Source organism: Stenotrophomonas thermophila, from assembly GCF_001499715.1.
Taxonomy (GTDB): domain Bacteria; phylum Pseudomonadota; class Gammaproteobacteria; order Xanthomonadales; family Xanthomonadaceae; genus Stenotrophomonas; species Stenotrophomonas hibiscicola.
This window is the reverse complement of record NZ_CVIW01000062.1, coordinates 104,317-118,728: the sequence shown is the minus strand read 5'-3', so window position 1 is coordinate 118,728 and position 14,412 is coordinate 104,317. Positions and strand designations below refer to the sequence as shown.

General features: G+C 68.2%; 12 protein-coding genes. 5 read left to right on the top strand and 7 right to left on the bottom strand.

Annotated features, from left to right (window positions below; translation table 11 throughout):
* Nucleotides 1-66: 66 nt before the first annotated feature.
* Together BN1263_RS18335 and BN1263_RS18330 are read right to left on the bottom strand one after the other, a co-directional pair.
* The gene (locus BN1263_RS18335) at nucleotides 67-1,269 is read right to left on the bottom strand and encodes a DUF4785 domain-containing protein (protein ID WP_058983202.1); all 1,203 of its coding nucleotides are present in this window, start codon (nucleotides 1,267-1,269) and stop codon (nucleotides 67-69) included.
* A gap of 11 nt (nucleotides 1,270-1,280) precedes the next feature.
* On the bottom strand, nucleotides 1,281-2,159 hold the full coding sequence (locus BN1263_RS18330) for a lipase family protein (RefSeq protein WP_058983200.1): 879 nt from the start codon (nucleotides 2,157-2,159) through the stop codon (nucleotides 1,281-1,283).
* 262 nt (nucleotides 2,160-2,421) lie between these two features.
* On the opposite strand from BN1263_RS18330, the gene BN1263_RS18325 reads away from it, so the two are divergent.
* Nucleotides 2,422-3,261 (top strand): acid phosphatase, encoded by an 840-nt coding sequence (locus BN1263_RS18325; RefSeq protein WP_021204632.1) that lies wholly within the window; start codon nucleotides 2,422-2,424, stop codon nucleotides 3,259-3,261.
* 157 nt (nucleotides 3,262-3,418) lie between these two features.
* Here the strand turns inward: BN1263_RS18325 and BN1263_RS18320 are convergent, their stop codons facing one another.
* Nucleotides 3,419-5,689 carry a TonB-dependent receptor gene (locus BN1263_RS18320; RefSeq protein WP_058983198.1) on the bottom strand — a complete coding sequence of 757 codons (2,271 nt, stop codon included), beginning with the start codon at nucleotides 5,687-5,689 and terminating at the stop codon, nucleotides 3,419-3,421.
* A gap of 159 nt (nucleotides 5,690-5,848) precedes the next feature.
* On the opposite strand from BN1263_RS18320, the gene BN1263_RS18315 reads away from it, so the two are divergent.
* Both BN1263_RS18315 and BN1263_RS18310 read left to right on the top strand, forming a co-directional pair.
* The gene (locus tag BN1263_RS18315; protein ID WP_019658836.1) at nucleotides 5,849-6,862 is read left to right on the top strand and encodes a TIGR00266 family protein; all 1,014 of its coding nucleotides are present in this window, start codon (nucleotides 5,849-5,851) and stop codon (nucleotides 6,860-6,862) included.
* A 173-nt stretch (nucleotides 6,863-7,035) separates the two neighbouring features.
* Nucleotides 7,036-8,028 carry a patatin-like phospholipase family protein gene (locus BN1263_RS18310; RefSeq protein WP_058983196.1) on the top strand — a complete coding sequence of 331 codons (993 nt, stop codon included), beginning with the start codon at nucleotides 7,036-7,038 and terminating at the stop codon, nucleotides 8,026-8,028.
* Nucleotides 8,029-8,067: 39 nt separating this feature from the next.
* Here the strand turns inward: BN1263_RS18310 and BN1263_RS18305 are convergent, their stop codons facing one another.
* Both BN1263_RS18305 and BN1263_RS18300 read right to left on the bottom strand, forming a co-directional pair.
* Entirely contained in the window at nucleotides 8,068-10,065 is a 1,998-nt protein-coding gene (locus tag BN1263_RS18305; protein ID WP_058983195.1) for a hypothetical protein, read from the bottom strand.
* Between the two features lie 85 nt (nucleotides 10,066-10,150).
* Nucleotides 10,151-10,633, bottom strand: a complete 483-nt coding sequence (locus tag BN1263_RS18300; RefSeq protein WP_004153377.1) for an Lrp/AsnC family transcriptional regulator — start codon at nucleotides 10,631-10,633, stop codon at nucleotides 10,151-10,153.
* 125 nt (nucleotides 10,634-10,758) lie between these two features.
* On the opposite strand from BN1263_RS18300, the gene phhA reads away from it, so the two are divergent.
* Nucleotides 10,759-11,652: a phenylalanine 4-monooxygenase gene (gene phhA / locus BN1263_RS18295; RefSeq protein ID WP_019658833.1), complete on the top strand. Its 894-nt coding sequence runs from the start codon at nucleotides 10,759-10,761 to the stop codon at nucleotides 11,650-11,652.
* A 31-nt stretch (nucleotides 11,653-11,683) separates the two neighbouring features.
* Nucleotides 11,684-12,343, top strand: a complete 660-nt coding sequence (locus BN1263_RS20295; protein WP_080398880.1) for a DMP19 family protein — start codon at nucleotides 11,684-11,686, stop codon at nucleotides 12,341-12,343.
* A gap of 55 nt (nucleotides 12,344-12,398) precedes the next feature.
* Here BN1263_RS20295 and BN1263_RS18285 read toward each other — a convergent pair whose 3' ends face one another.
* Nucleotides 12,399-13,499 (bottom strand): GDSL-type esterase/lipase family protein, encoded by a 1,101-nt coding sequence (locus BN1263_RS18285; RefSeq protein WP_058983192.1) that lies wholly within the window; start codon nucleotides 13,497-13,499, stop codon nucleotides 12,399-12,401.
* 101 nt (nucleotides 13,500-13,600) lie between these two features.
* The gene (gene kduD, locus BN1263_RS18280; RefSeq protein ID WP_005421125.1) at nucleotides 13,601-14,356 is read right to left on the bottom strand and encodes a 2-dehydro-3-deoxy-D-gluconate 5-dehydrogenase KduD; all 756 of its coding nucleotides are present in this window, start codon (nucleotides 14,354-14,356) and stop codon (nucleotides 13,601-13,603) included.
* Nucleotides 14,357-14,412: the final 56 nt, after the last annotated feature.

Sequence of the window (14,412 nt, the reverse complement as noted above, 5' to 3'; positions counted from 1 at the left end):
TCGTGATGCCATTCCATCACCATGCCGGTGCAGCGGGCCGAATGTTCCGGCCCGCCACCGCCTTGCTCAGAACTTCAACGCCAGCGCGCGCGATTCAATCGGTGCCATCCGGCTCTGGTCGAGCAGCTGCAGGTCGCGCAGTTCGTAGGGTGCGCCGAAGCCAGCCGGCAACGCGGCCTGGTCGAATGGCAGCACCAGCTGGCCACGCCCCGGTCCATCGAACCACTCGGCCGCATGCGCCTGCGCCACCGGCTTCAGCTGGCCATCGCGGCCGGTGGCATACAACGTGCCACGCGCCTCGTAGCGACCGGCGGCGGCCACCTGCAGCGGCAGCGCGACCTGGCGGCTGGCCGGGTCGGGTGCCGCCTGGCCACTGAAGCGAGCAGTGGGCCGTGCCACCGCGAAAGCCACCTTGCCGTCGCGCAGCACGCCATCGGCGTGGGCGAACACCTGCAGTTCCCACAGCCCCTGCACGCTGCCGACATCAGCCGGAATCCGCACCTGTGCACGCAGGGCACCATCGGTGGTGCGCAGCAGGCGCTGCGGCCAGCTGCGGCCATCCGGTGCGACCAGCAGGGCTTCACCGCCCAGGCCGCCACGGCGCGAGGCCAGCTGCGCGGTGGTGGCGCCGTCTTCCAGCAGGCGTGCCTGCAGCTGCACGTTGCCACCGGCCAGCACCTGCGCCTGGTTGGCCTGCACTTCCAGCCGCAGCGGGCTGTTCGGCTCAAGCACCTGCACCACATAGCGGCCCTGCGCCTGCGTGCTCTGCAGCGTGTACGCACCGGCCGAACTGGTCGCGCCGGTGCGCAGCATGCTGCTGCCATCACTCACCGGCATGCCGGCATCCTGCAGCGCGCGCGCATCGACACTGCGGGCCACGCTGCTGCGGCCAGCCGGGTCGCGCATCTGCAGGGTGTTGGCAGGCAGCGCGCGGGCACCTGCGGCCGGGCTCAGCTGGATCACCGCATCGGGCGCCGTCAGCGGCAGGTCCAGGCCGCGTTGCAGCTGCGAGCCATCGACCTGCTGCCAGTAGCTGCGGCTGACCGAAGCATACGGCGTGGCCGCCTGCAGCGGTTGTGCTGGGTCCAACGCCCAGGCGAAGGACAGCGGTGCACGTTCGCTGTCATCGGCCGGCAATGGCGCGGCAACCAGCGCCGCAGGCACCTGGTCGCCCACGCGGGCCGCCTGCAGAGGCTGCGCGGCCTGCGCGGCGGAAAGGGACAGGACTGCCAGCACCGCACTGGCCAGCAGGGTGGAATGAATCGTCATGGTCGTCTCCCTCACTGGGTCAGGTCGTTGCGCAGCAGGGTGCCGAGGCCGAAGCACTCGCGGCGGCTCTGGTTGTGGCTGAGCGGCTCTGCCCCCTGGGTGCGCTGCGTGTCGGTGAACCAGGTGGTGCCGGCGGCCTTCTGGCTGCTGCACTCCAGGAAGCCATCGGAGCAGGAGGACAGCCAGTTCTGGGTGAACTCCAGGCCGACATTGGCGGCGTAGCCACCGCAGTAGCTGTTGCTGTCCCATACCGCCGATTCCACGTCGCTGCCGACCACCGCACGGAACGGCTTGGGCAGGGCGGGACGGCCTGCGGTGCCGTACAGGTTCTGCGCGTTGTAGGTGGCCATGCTCGCCACCTGCTGCTGGCGCACCGCGTCGTTCTTGTAGCCCAGCAGCCAGCCCAGCGAGGTTTCGAAGGTATTGCCGTTGAGCACCGCATCGGCCAGCGGCGTGCCCGCCGAAGACGGCGCCAGCGCGGTGACCTTGCGCACCGTGCGGATGATCTTCGGATAGCGGCTGTCGTAGGTCGGGTTGGACAGGATCCAGCGCACCACGTTGCCGCCGTTGGAGTGGGTGATCACCACCAGCTGGGTGATGCCACGGCTGTCGATGAAACGGGTCAGCTGGTTGGCCAGGCAGCCGGCCGCTTCCGGTTTCCACATGTACTGGGTGAAATCGCAGTTGATGACCACGTAATTGCTGCTGTTGGGCAGGCCCTGGCGCACGGTGTCGATGATGGTCGGCTGCCAGTAGTCCTGGGTGGCGTTGGTCTGCGCGCCGGTGCCATGCACGAAGGCCACGCCGACCACGTCGGCGGCCTGCGCCGGCGCTGTTGCAAGCCCCAGGAGCAGGGCCAGGACGGTACTTCCTGTTGCGGTGCTGCGCATCGCGTCTCTCCCTCTGTCTTCGGATCCCCCCGACCCGGCTGGAACTGGACGGCCTCTGGTGCCTGCCGATGTGCCGATGCTCACGGCGCGGGCGCGTGAAAGTCCGTGCGCTGCGCCCGGATTCAGGAGACTGGCGTCACTTGATGACGTTTTTCATCTTGTTTCGATGACCATGCCGGTTCTGGCCGTATGACCGATGGCCACTGCGGTGCCGCACTGGGACTGCGATCATGACGCGATGTTCTTTCTCCGGAGCCCGTCCATGTCGCTGATCTCCCACCCTGCCCGCCCGCTGCTCGGCCTTGCCGTGGCCGCTGCCCTGGCCGGTTGTGCCGCCACCGCCGCCAAGCCGACCGCCGTCGAAGCCAACATCACCACCAAGGCGGTGGGTTATCTGGACAAGAGCGCGGTTCCGGCCAGCCTCGACCTGGTACCGGCACCACCGGTGGCCGGTTCGGCCGCGTTCGCCCTGGACGAGCAGGTCAGCCGTGAGGCCCGCGCGCTGCGTGGCAGCCCGCGCTTCGCCCAGGCCGGCGTCGATGCGGAACTCGGTTTCCCCGAAGGCGCCAACCACTTCTCCTGCGCCGCCGACATCGACGTCGATGCGGTGAAGACCCCGGCGCTGTATCGCCTGCTGGAGCGCAGCCGGATCGACGCCAGTGCGGCGACCAAGGCGGCCAAGAACCACTACCAGCGCCCGCGTCCGTTCATGGTCAACGGTGAACCGACCTGCTCGCCGAAGGACGAAGACGGCCTGCGCAAGAACGGCTCGTACCCGTCCGGCCACACCTCGATCGGCTGGGCCTGGGCACTGATCCTGTCGGAGATCGCGCCGGACCGCGCCGATGCCATCCAGGCCCGCGGCCGCAACTACGGCGAGAGCCGCCTGGTGTGCAACGTGCATTGGCAGAGCGACATCCTCGAAGGCCGCTTCATGGGCGCGGCCGCCGTGGCCCGCCTGCACGACAACGCGGCCTTCAACAAGGACCTGCTGGCCGCACGCAAGGAGATCGAAGCGGCGCGCAAGGCCGGCCTGCACTCCAGCCGCGACTGCGCCACCGAGAATGCGGTGCTGAAGGTGCGCCCGCAGAGCGCGCTGTAGGCCACGCCTCTGTAGAGCCGAGCCATGCTCGGCTCAGAGCAGCCGAGCCATGCTCGGCTCAGAGCAGCCGAGCGCAGGCTCGGCTCTACACGAAGCAGGAAACAGAAGGGCCGGCAGTGCGCCGGCCCTTCTGCATTGCATCAACGCAGCCACCGCATCAGAACTTCGCGGTGAACTCCACGCCCCAGGTACGCGGCTCGTTGAGGAAGCCGGTCAGGTTGTTGAAGTCGATCGCGCCGACCACGCGGGTCTGGTTGGTCAGGTTGCGACCGAACACCGCCACGTCGTACTGGCCGTAATCCCAGTTGTAGCCCAGGCGCAGGCCGCCTTCCAGCGAACTGCGGCCGCGGAATTCCGGCGACTCGTAGATGAAGAAGTTCACCGCGCTGCGGTAGGCCCAGTCGGTGTAGGCGTACAGCTCGCTGCCATCGCTGAGCGGGAAGCCCACGCGCAGGGTCGCGTTGTGGATCCATTTCGGCGCCTGCGGCAGCGGGTTGCCGTTCACCAGCGCATAGGTGCCGCCGTTGATGACCGTGGTCGGGTCGTTGATGGTGCAGCCACCGCCGCAGATCGCCACCGCAAGGTTCTTGTCCTTGATCTCGGTGTCGTTGTAGCTGCTGCCGAAGGTCAGCAGGACGTTGTCGGCCAGGTAGGCTTCCAGGTCCAGTTCCACGCCCTGGCCGATGGTCTTGTCGGCGTTGAGCAGGGTGGCGGTGTTGTTGGCACCGCCCACGGCGATCAGCTGCTGGCCGTCAACGTTGTAGCGGAACACGCTCAGGCCCAGGCGCGCGCGGCGCTCGAACAGGTCGGCCTTGATGCCGGCCTCGTACGAGATGACCTTCTCCGAATCGGCCTGCGACAGGCCCGGCGCAAAGGCCAGGCGGCCCTGGATCGACGGCGCGCGGAAGCCCTTGGCGACGCGGGCGTAGGCGTTGATGTCGTCGGTCAGCTTGTACACGCCGCTGACGTCCCAGCTGACGTCGTTGACGTCGGTGTTGGCCAGGTACGGGCCGCTGACCGGGGTGCCGAACGGAACGGCCTGCAGCACGCTGGCGCTGAAGTCCTTCTTGTCCTGGGTATAGCGCACGCCGGCACGCAGCTTGAAGCGGTCGGTGACATCGAAGTCGCCCGAAGCGAACACCGCCCACGCCTTGTTGCGCTGGTTCTGCACCACGTGGCCGGTCTGCGGATTGCCCGGGGTCAGCGAGTCGTAGTTGAAGTTGTTGATGGTCACGTCTTCATCGAAGTAGAAGACGCCGGCCTGCCAGTCGAAGCGGCCCCATTCGTTGGACTCGATGCGCACTTCCTGCGTCCACTGGCGGTGGTGCGGCAGGCCGTCGGCCGACTCCGACGAGAACGGAATCAGGCCCGGACCGTAATTGCCGGCGCCGAGGAAGGCCGCGCCGTAGCCGCCGTCGATGTCGCCACGGTTGAGCGACTCAGCGGTCTCGTAGCCGGTGATCGAGTGCAGGGTCACCGAACCGAGGTTCCACTGCAGGCGCGCGCTGCCGCCCCAGGTCTCCAGGTCGGAGAAGTTGACGCCGTCGTTGGCCACCTTGTCGCGGTCGAAGTTCTCGACCAGCGAATTGCCACCTTTCTGGATGATGTTGGCGCGGAACAGGCGGGCGGTACCGTTGAGCTTGCGCTTGTGCAGGTTGAACAGTGCTTCGAAGTCGTCGCCTTCGTACAGGAACTGCACGCGGCCGGCGGCTTCGTCATAGCCTTCGAAGCCACTGTTGGGAGCGCCGACGCGGGTGTTGTCGACCCAGTCGTCGCGGCGCTGGTAGATGGCCGAGACGCGTGCCGACCAGCGGTCGGTCAGCGGGCCGCCGTAGGCGCCCTGCACATTCCAGCTGTTGTAGCTGCCGTAGCCGACACGGAGGTAACCATCGGCATCCTGCGACGGGCGTGCCGAATCGAACTTGACCACACCGGCCGGGGTGTTGCGGCCGAACAGCGTGCCCTGCGGGCCACGCAGCACTTCCACGTTGGCCAGGTCGAACAGCGGGAATCCCTTCAGCAGCGGGCTTTCCTGCACCACGTCGTCATACACCAGCGACACCGGCTGCGAGGCATTGAGGTCGAAATCGGTGTTGCCCAGGCCGCGGATGTAGAAGCGCGGGAAGGCACGGCCGTAGGACGACTCGATGTTGAGGCTGGGCACGCGTGCGGCCAGGAAGCGGATGTCATCGCCGGCCGAGCCGAGCACATCCAGCTTCTCGCCCTGGATCGCGCTCAGTGCGACCGGTACGTCCTTGGCGTTCTCGACGCGCCGCTGCGCGGTCACCTGCAGGGCATCGAGGGCAACCGGATCCTTGGCAGCGGGAGTTTCCTGGGCGGCCGCAACCAGCGGCAGCAGGGCGGAAAGAGCGGCAACGAGGGGGCGCGCGACCGGAAGGCGGCCACGGGAAGTACGGGTCGGGGACATGGCGGTAGGCTGTGTTTGGAGGGGTGGTAAAACGGCGCTACCAGATAATTGTTGCAATACAGCACCTGCCCCGCAAATGCCCGCCGTTCATGGGCCTGTCGCCCCGGCCCGGGCGCCCTCGCTAGACTCGGGGGTTTCCAGCCCTGCGGAGCCGCCGCGATGACCCAGTGGTATTTCCATGCCTCCGCCCAGGCCGAGCGTATCGGCCCGCTTGATGACCAGGCTGCGCGCCGTTATGCGCAGGCCAACCCGCGCGCGCTGGCCTGGTGCCAGGGCATGAGCGGATGGACCTCGATTGCCGAGGTGCCCGAACTGCAATCTGCGGCCCCGGGCATGCCGAACAGCCCGCCGCCGGTCCCCTCCGCCAGCGGCCGCGCCGACGACATCGAATTCCGCATCGTCGGCCATGAAATGCAGTTCGTGGAGATCGAGCTCGACCCCGGCGAGAGCGCCATTGCCGAGGCCGGCGCATTGATGTTCAAGGACGCCACCGTGCAGATGGACACGGTGTTCGGCGCCGCCAACGGCGACCAGGGCGGCGGCTTCATGGGCAAGGTGATGGCCGCCGGCAAGCGCGTGCTGACCGGCGAGAGCCTGTTCGCCACCGTCTACACCCAGAGCGGCCACGGCAAGGGCAAGGTCGCCTTCGCCGCGCCCTACCCGGGCACGGTGCTGGCGATGAAGCTGGACCAGCACGGCGGCCGCCTGATCTGCCAGAAGGACAGCTTCCTGGCCGGCGCGCGCGGCGTGCAGATCGGCGTGCAGTTCCAGCGCAGGATCATGACCGGCCTGTTCGGCGGCGAAGGCTTCATCATGCAGAAGCTGGAGGGCGACGGCTGGGTGTTCATCCACGCCGGCGGCTGCGTGGTCGAGCGCGAACTGGCCGCGGGTGAGCGGCTGGACGTGGATACCGGCTGCGTGGTGGCCTACCACCCCACCGTGGACATGGACGTGCGCCGTGTTGCAGGCATCAAGAGCATGCTGTTCGGCGGCGAAGGCGTGTTCCTGGCCACGCTGACCGGTCCAGGCAAGGTCTGGCTGCAGTCGCTGCCGTTCTCGCGCCTGGCCGGCCGCATGTGGATGGCCGCGCCGCAGGGCGGCGGCCAGAACCGCGGCGAAGGCTCGGTGCTGGGCGGCCTGGGCCGGATGCTGGACGGCGACAACCGGTTCTGACCGCCTCGCGGTAGTGCCGGCCGCTGGCCGGCTGTTTCACGAGGGTGCCGGCCAGCGGCCGGCACTACCCGAAGCATCCGATGAATGGGCGGGCCGACCTACCCTGCCCGCCCTGCGGCACCTTCGGTATGCTGGCGCCCTTTCCTGAATCCGGCGCCGCGAGCGCACTGCCGATGAGCCTGTTCCGATCCCGCATGCTGCTGTCCGTCGCCCTGATCGGCCTGCTGGCCGGCTGCGGTGGCGACCCGGTCCGCCCTGCGCCGCCGCCGGCGCCAACCGTGGTACCGCAGGCCAAGCCGGTGAAGATCGGTATCGCCCTCGGCGGTGGCGCAGCCAAGGGCTTCGCCCACATCGGCGTGATCAAGATGCTGGAGGCCAACGGCTTCGAACCGGCCGTGGTGTCCGGTACCAGTGCCGGCAGCGTGGTCGGCGCGCTGTATGCCAGCGGCATGGACGCCTTCCAGATGCAGAGCAAGGCAGTGGCGCTGGACGAAGCGAGCATCCGCGACGTGCGCCTGTTCTCCGGTGGCCTGGTGCAGGGCCAGAAGCTGCAGGACTACGTCAACGAGCAGGTTGCCAACCGTCCGGCCGAGCGCCTGAAGAAGCCGTTCGCCGCCGTCGCCACCCAGCTGGAAACCGGCGAACGCGCGATCTTCGTGCGCGGCAACGTCGGCCAGGCCGTGCGCGCGTCCAGCAGCATTCCCGGTGTGTTCGAGCCGGTGAAGATTGGTGGCCGCAACTATATCGATGGCGGCGTGGTGAGCCCGGTGCCGGTGGATGCCGCGCGCCAGCTCGGCGCCGACTTCGTGATCGCCGTGGACATCTCCAGCAAGGCCAGCGGCAAGGCGCCGACCGACATGCTGGGCATCGTCAACCAGTCCATCTCGATCATGGGCCAGCGCCTGGGCGAACAGGAACTGGCGCGCGCCGACATCGTCATCCGCCCGAAGGTGCTGGACATCGGCGCCGCCGATTTCAGCCAGCGCGGCACCGCGATCCTGGAAGGCGAGAAGGCCGCAATGGCGGCGATGCCGCAGATTCGAGCGAAGATCCAGCAACTGCAGCGTGCACGTGCCGCCGCAGCGGCACCGGCCCCGGTGGCTGCACCGAAGTGCGAGGAACCCTCGCGCCTGGGCAGGCTGATGGGCCGCAAGGACAAGTGCTGACCTGAACCGGCGTGCCGCTGCCAGACAGCGACGCGCGTTCTAGCGCGCGGGCCGGTAGCCACTGGCCTGCTGCCGTTCGCGCCTGCGCATCTGGCGGGCCTGCTCCTGCAGTGCCGCCGTGTGCTGCAGCTGCTCCATGCCATCGGCCGGTACATGCAGCTGGCGTCGCGCACGGGTGAGCGCCAGATAGACCGCGCGCACCGGGTTGTGCCAGATGCGCCCACCCTGCCCCGCACGGAAACAACCGGGTGACAGCGAGACCACGTCGAACTGCAGGTTCTTCGCGTGTTCGGCCAGGCACAGCGCCACCCGCCCTTCAGCGGGCGTGTCCTGGTCGTCGAGCGCCTGCAGCAGTGACTGCACCCGATCGGCAGACGCAAACAGTTCGACCAGCGCGCCCTGCCCTTCGTCGGCCTGCGTGGCCAGGAAGCGCTCCCACTCCGGGTCCGATGCGCTGGCGTGGCGACGGCGCCACGCATCCAGCGGGCGCTGCAACACACCGCGCAGCGCGCGCAGCGATGCCGGATGCAGGTAGGGCCGCAGCCCGAGCGCCTGCAGCTGCGCCGCATCGAGGGCCAGATCGGCGACGCTGCCATGGATGCGCAGGCCCTCGCTTGGTACCTGCGCCCAGTGGCGGTAATGCAGCACACCGGTGGCGCGGTCGGCGGCACCGACGAACGGCCCACTGTCCTGGCCCAGTCCATCCAGCGCCAGGGTCTGGTTGACCAGGCCCTCGACCTGGTTGCCCTGGCGCACCGACTGGTGCATTTCCAGCACCTTCGACGCGCCCCAGCGCGGCACCGTGCCGGACAGGCACTGATGCGGATCGCCCAGACTGACCACGCCCGGCGCATGGCCGGCCAGCAACTGCTTCCACGACGGGCTGAGGTCATGCGCCTCGTCCACCAGCAGCATGCCCATGTCCAGCGGCGGGGGGGCGCCGCGCAGCGCCAGCCACTTGCCGATGTGCGCCGGGCTGAGGCTCAGCAGCGTGCCCCGCTGCAGCTCGGCGTCGAACATGCAGCGCCAGACGTGCTCGGCAGCCGCCATGTACGGTGACACGTCGAGCATCGCGGCGGGCACCGAACGGTCGAAATGCTGGAACGCCAGGCCCGGTGCCGACGATGCGCACCAGCGGTTGATGGCCTCGAACGCGATAAGCAGCACCTGCTCCGGGCTGCGCCCACCGATGCCCTGCAGGCCGATGCGGCCGGCAATCTCGCGCGGCGTACGGGTGCTGCGCCGGTAGCTGGCAACGAAGCCTCCGGTCCGGCCACTGCGCGCAGCGTGCTGGGCCAGGCGGTTGGCGAACTCGATCTGGGTCAGCAGGCGCACCGCGGTGCTGGCCGGCACGCGGGCGCGGAAGGCTTCCACCTGCCCACGCGAGGGCGCCACGTAGGTGTAGCGGCCCGGCCGCGCCTCCATCAGCGCCAGCACCAGGTGGCTCTTGCCGGTGCCGGCATAGCCATCGAGGTCGATCAGTTCATCGGGGTTGGCGGCGATGGCGCGCAGCACGCGGGCCTGCTCGGAGGTATACAGGCCATGGTGTTCGATCGCCCGCGCATCCTCGGCCGCAACGTCGTCCTGCGTGAGCGCCTCGTCACTGGAAAAGGTGGCGGGAAAGCGGATCTCATGCTCGGTCAGGGTTTCCTGGCAGGCCTGCTGCAGGGCCAGGCCCGGATACTCCGATGGCGACTGCGCGATGACGTCCTGCAGGATCTGCGCCGGCGCCAGCAGCACGCCGTGGGCGGCCAATGCGGTCAGCCAGGCATCCAGCTCCGGCTGGCCTCCGCCACCGGGGCCGGCCAGCTGCGCGGCGGCGCCTTCGTTGCCGGCAAACAGCGCGCAGGCATCATGCAGCAGGCGTTCGATCTCGGCCGGTGGATGGCCGCGCGTCCGGCACAACTGCGCGGCCATCAGCCCGGCCTGCTCCACTGCCGTCTGCGGCGGCGTGCCGTGAGCGATGTAACGTGCCAGCGACTTGCGCTGCAGCGGCAGGAAGATGGTGGTGGGCACCGGGTGCTGGAGTTCGGACATGCGTGGAACCGGAAAGGAACGCTGCGGCGCGCGCAGGGCGGTGATGCTCGGCTACCCGCCCGGCCGCGTCAAATCGCCGCAGCGCTCATTCCAGCTGCGACAACGGCAATGCCTGGAAACCCTTCACCGTGCGCAGCACGAAGCTGGAATTGGCGTCGGCCACGCCGCCGGCGTTGAGCAGGCGGTCCAGCAGGAAGTGCGAAAAGTGCTCCAGGTCGCGCACGTAGACGTGCAGCAGGTAGTCCATGTCGCCGGTCAGCGCATGGCAGGCCACCACCTCGTCCCAGCCCTGCACGCTGTCCACGAAGTGGCCGATGGCGGCCTGGTCGTGCTTTTCCAACTGCACGCGCACGAAGGCCTGCAGGCCCAGGCGCAGCTGCCGCGGCTCCAGCCGCGCGCCGTAGCCGACGATCACGCCCTCGCTTTCCAGCCGCTGCAGGCGGCGCAGGCAGGCCGAGGGCGACAGGTTCACCCGTGTCGCCAGCTCCGCGTTGGTGGCACGCCCATCCCGCTGGATTTCAGCCAGCAGGCGTATATCCGTGCGATCAAACTGGACTTCTCCGGCCATTGCTGCTCCGCAACATGGTGACTGCGCAAGGATATTGCGCCAACAATGCCAATCGGCGCAACTTTTGCAACCCTGTTGCGCGCGCCCTGCCCTAGCATCGTGGCTATCCCTTCAAGGAGTGCCCCATGGACCTCGCCCAGCCCCGCCGCGTCGAACACCAGCAGACCGACAAGGGCTACGTGCCGGTGTACACCACCGCGCTCGTCGAGCAGCCGTGGGACACCTACAGCGCCGACGACCACGCCACCTGGAGCACGCTGTACCAGCGCCAGCGCGAGCTGCTGGTCGGACGTGCCTGCCAGGAATTCCTGGACGCGCAGGACGAGATGGGCATGAACGCGCACATGATTCCGCGCTTCGACCAGCTCAACGAAGTGCTGGGCGCGGCCACCGGCTGGACCCTGGTCGGCGTCGAAGGCCTGCTGCCGGAACTGGATTTCTTCGACCACCTGGCCAACCGCCGCTTTCCCGTGACCTGGTGGATCCGTCGCCCGGACCAGATCGACTACATCGCCGAGCCGGACCTGTTCCACGACCTGTTCGGCCACGTGCCGCTGCTGATGAACCCGGTGTTCGCCGACTACATGGAGGCCTATGGCCGTGGCGGCGTCAAAGCCCACGCGATCGGCCCGGACGCGCTGCAGAACCTCACCCGCCTGTACTGGTACACGGTGGAGTTCGGCCTGATCGACACGCCCGACGGCCTGCGCATCTACGGTGCCGGCATCGTGTCGTCCAAGGGCGAGTCGCTGTACTCGCTGGAATCGGCCGCACCCAACCGCATCGGTTTCGACCTGCAGCGGATCATGCGAACGAAGTACCGCATCGACACCTTCCAGAAGACCTACTTCGTCATCGACAGCTTTGAACAGCTGATGCAGGCGACGTCGCCGGACTTCACCCCGATCTACGCGGCACTGGCCGACCAGGCGCACCTGCCTGCCGGTGACGTGCAGGCTGACGACCACGTGTTCCAGGCCGGCACGGGTGAAGGCTGGGCGGACGGCGGCGACGTGTGATGCGCGCTGCCGCGCGGGTATCCTGCACGGCATGACTGATGCATTTGCTTCGCTGCGCGTAACCGATGTCGCTTTCGACGACGACTTCATCCTGCTGACCCTGGCCGATGGCCGCCGTACCCGCCAGCCGCTGCGCTGGGTACCCGCGTTGTTCGAAGCCGATGCAGGGCAACGCGCGCGGTGGGTCGCCACCGCCGATGGCCTGGGCGTGAACTGGCCGGCCCTGCTGCCGGCGCGCGAGGCGGGCGTGGTCGATATCCTCAACCAGGTCTGGGAAGACCGCTACGAGGCCGCGCTGGCGCGACTGAAGGCAGCCGCGTGGACGCTGGATGCGCTGTCCGACGAAGACCAGCAGCTGGTGGCGCTGTGGCGCATGGAGGCCGACATCAACAACGGCGGCTTCATGCAGTTCCTGTGCAACTGGGGCGACCCGACCTGCCAGCTGGCGTTGCGTGCGCTGCAGGCGATGGGCGCGGCGAAGACCCACGCGATCCTGGCCGGCATGCGGGGGCTGGTCGACCGGCTGGAAGATGACCCGGCGGTCAAGCAACTGACCGACCTGTACGGCGCGATGACCGAACAGGAGCAGGAGGCGCTGCACGCCTTCGACGAAGCCTATTTCGAGCGACCGGAAGACCTGGCCAGGTTGGGGCTGAAGCACTTCGGCCCGGAGCCTGTCGAACGACGATGACCATGCACGCCGGCGCTGTTCTGTAGAGCCGAGCCCATGCTCGGCTGCGTTTCAATCAGCGCGGGTACACCAGCAGCACCACCAGATCCTCCTCACCCACCTGCTGCAGCGCATGGCGGCTGCCCTTGCGGGTCAGCAGCGCGTGCCCGGCGTGCACGTCGTACTGCCTGCCATCCAGCACATAACTGCCCTGCCCGCTCACGATGTAATAGATCTCGTCCTTGTGCTGCGGATGCAGGCCGATGCCCGCGCCTTTGTGCAGCACACGCTTGCGCAGCACGAACGGCAGCCCTTCGGCATCGGCGAAGAACGGATACGCCGTGGTCGGGCCGGCACCGCCGTGCGGGCCTGCTTGCGTGCGCACAACACTGTCTTCGTGCACCACCTGCGAGGGCAGGGCTGGGTCGCTACCCTGCCCTTCCGCCACCACGTCGCAGTCGATATCCCGCACCAGCGCCGGCTGCAGCGCGGGTAGCAGCGGCACCGCCTCGCGCAATACCAGGCAGGCCACCGCATGTGCGCCGGCCACGCTGAAATGGGTGCCGTCGGCCTTGTTCTGTTCGGGCACGAACAGGAAGTAGGGTCGCGCGCCCTCCTCACCCAGCGCGCGGATCCAGCGCATGCTGCGGTCATTCAGATCAATCAGCGCAATCTGCTCGCGCGCGGCCAACGCCTTCATCGACTGCGTGTAGCGGCCATGCGTATCCAGCAGTGAACCGAAGTCGTACAGCAGCCGCGCCACCGGCGTGACCAGCACCGGCGTGGCGCCCTTTGCGCGGGCCACCTGTACGTAACGCATCAGCAGGCGTGGGTAGTCGCTGTCCGGATCGGTGTAGCGCGTGCGGTCTTCGAACTTCGCATCGTTGTGGCCGAACTGGATCAGCAGCACGTCGCCTTGGCGCAGCTCGGCGGCGATGGCCTCCAGGCGCCCTTCCTCGATGAAACTGCGCGTGCTGCGCCCGCCCTTGGCGTGGTTGTGCACCTCCAAGCGCGCCGGGTCCAGGTAGCTCTGCAGCGCCTGGCCCCAGCCGGCCTGCGGCGCGCGCTCGGGGCCGTATGCGGCCGCAGTGGAGTCACCGGCAATGAAGACCCGCACGGGCGCCGCCTGCGCGGTGGTGCACGACAGCAGCAACAACAAAGGCAACAGGGTGCGCATGTCCGGTCTCCGGTAGTGCCGGCCGCTGCCCGGCAACCTCATGAACGGCGGAAGCATTGCCAGGACGCCGGCCAGCGGCCGGCACTACCGCGGATCACGCGTCAGCGCGCCAGCCAGCCACCATCGACCGGCAGCACGGCGCCGTTGATGTAATCCGACGCCGACGAGGCCAGGAACACCGCCGCACCGGCCAGGTCATCCGGCGTGCCCCAGCGACCGGCCGGGATGCGCTCCAGGATCGCCTTGTTGCGCGCTTCGTCGGCGCGCAGCTGGGCGGTGTTGTCGGTGGCCATGTAGCCCGGGGCGATGGCATTGATGTTGATGCCCTTGCCCGCCCACTCGTTGGCCAGCAGCCGGGTGATGCCGGCGATGCCGCTCTTGCTGGCGGTGTACGACGGCACGCGGATACCGCCCTGGAAGGACAGCATCGAAGCGATGTTGATGATCTTGCCGTGGCCCTGTTCGATGAAGTGGCGGCCGGCGGCCTGCGAAATGAAGAACGCGGACTTGAGATTGACGTTCATCACGTCGTCCCAGTCCTGCTCGCTGAAGTCCACCGCATCGGCGCGGCGGATCAGGCCGGCGTTGTTGACCAGGATGTCCAACCCGCCCAAGCCTTCGATGGTCTCGCGGACCACGCGCGCCACCGGCTCGATGCTGATCAGGTTGGCTTCGATGGCCAGGCAGCGGCGGCCCAGCGCGGTGATCTTTTCGATGGTATCGGTGGGCGGGGCGATGCCGGCCACGGCGACGTCGGCACCAGCGGCGGCCAGTGCCACGGCGATGCCCTGGCCCAGACCGGTATTGCCACCGGTTACCAGAGCGACCTTGCCTTCCAGGCTGAAGGGATTAGCCATTGCGTATGCGTTCCTTGATAGAGACGAGCGGTGTCGACGGCCGGCACACGGTGCGC

Coding starts and splice junctions, on each gene's coding strand:
- BN1263_RS18335 (WP_058983202.1), bottom strand. CDS start 1,269: ATGACGATTCATTCCACCCTGCTGGCCAGTGCGGTGCTGGCAGTCCTG.
- kduD (WP_005421125.1), bottom strand. CDS start 14,356: ATGGCTAATCCCTTCAGCCTGGAAGGCAAGGTCGCTCTGGTAACCGGT.
- BN1263_RS18325 (WP_021204632.1), top strand. CDS start 2,422: ATGTCGCTGATCTCCCACCCTGCCCGCCCGCTGCTCGGCCTTGCCGTG.
- BN1263_RS20295 (WP_080398880.1), top strand. CDS start 11,684: ATGACTGATGCATTTGCTTCGCTGCGCGTAACCGATGTCGCTTTCGAC.
- BN1263_RS18315 (WP_019658836.1), top strand. CDS start 5,849: ATGACCCAGTGGTATTTCCATGCCTCCGCCCAGGCCGAGCGTATCGGC.
- BN1263_RS18310 (WP_058983196.1), top strand. CDS start 7,036: ATGAGCCTGTTCCGATCCCGCATGCTGCTGTCCGTCGCCCTGATCGGC.
- BN1263_RS18330 (WP_058983200.1), bottom strand. CDS start 2,159: ATGCGCAGCACCGCAACAGGAAGTACCGTCCTGGCCCTGCTCCTGGGG.
- BN1263_RS18320 (WP_058983198.1), bottom strand. CDS start 5,689: ATGTCCCCGACCCGTACTTCCCGTGGCCGCCTTCCGGTCGCGCGCCCC.
- BN1263_RS18305 (WP_058983195.1), bottom strand. CDS start 10,065: ATGTCCGAACTCCAGCACCCGGTGCCCACCACCATCTTCCTGCCGCTG.
- BN1263_RS18300 (WP_004153377.1), bottom strand. CDS start 10,633: ATGGCCGGAGAAGTCCAGTTTGATCGCACGGATATACGCCTGCTGGCT.
- BN1263_RS18285 (WP_058983192.1), bottom strand. CDS start 13,499: ATGCGCACCCTGTTGCCTTTGTTGTTGCTGCTGTCGTGCACCACCGCG.
- phhA (WP_019658833.1), top strand. CDS start 10,759: ATGGACCTCGCCCAGCCCCGCCGCGTCGAACACCAGCAGACCGACAAG.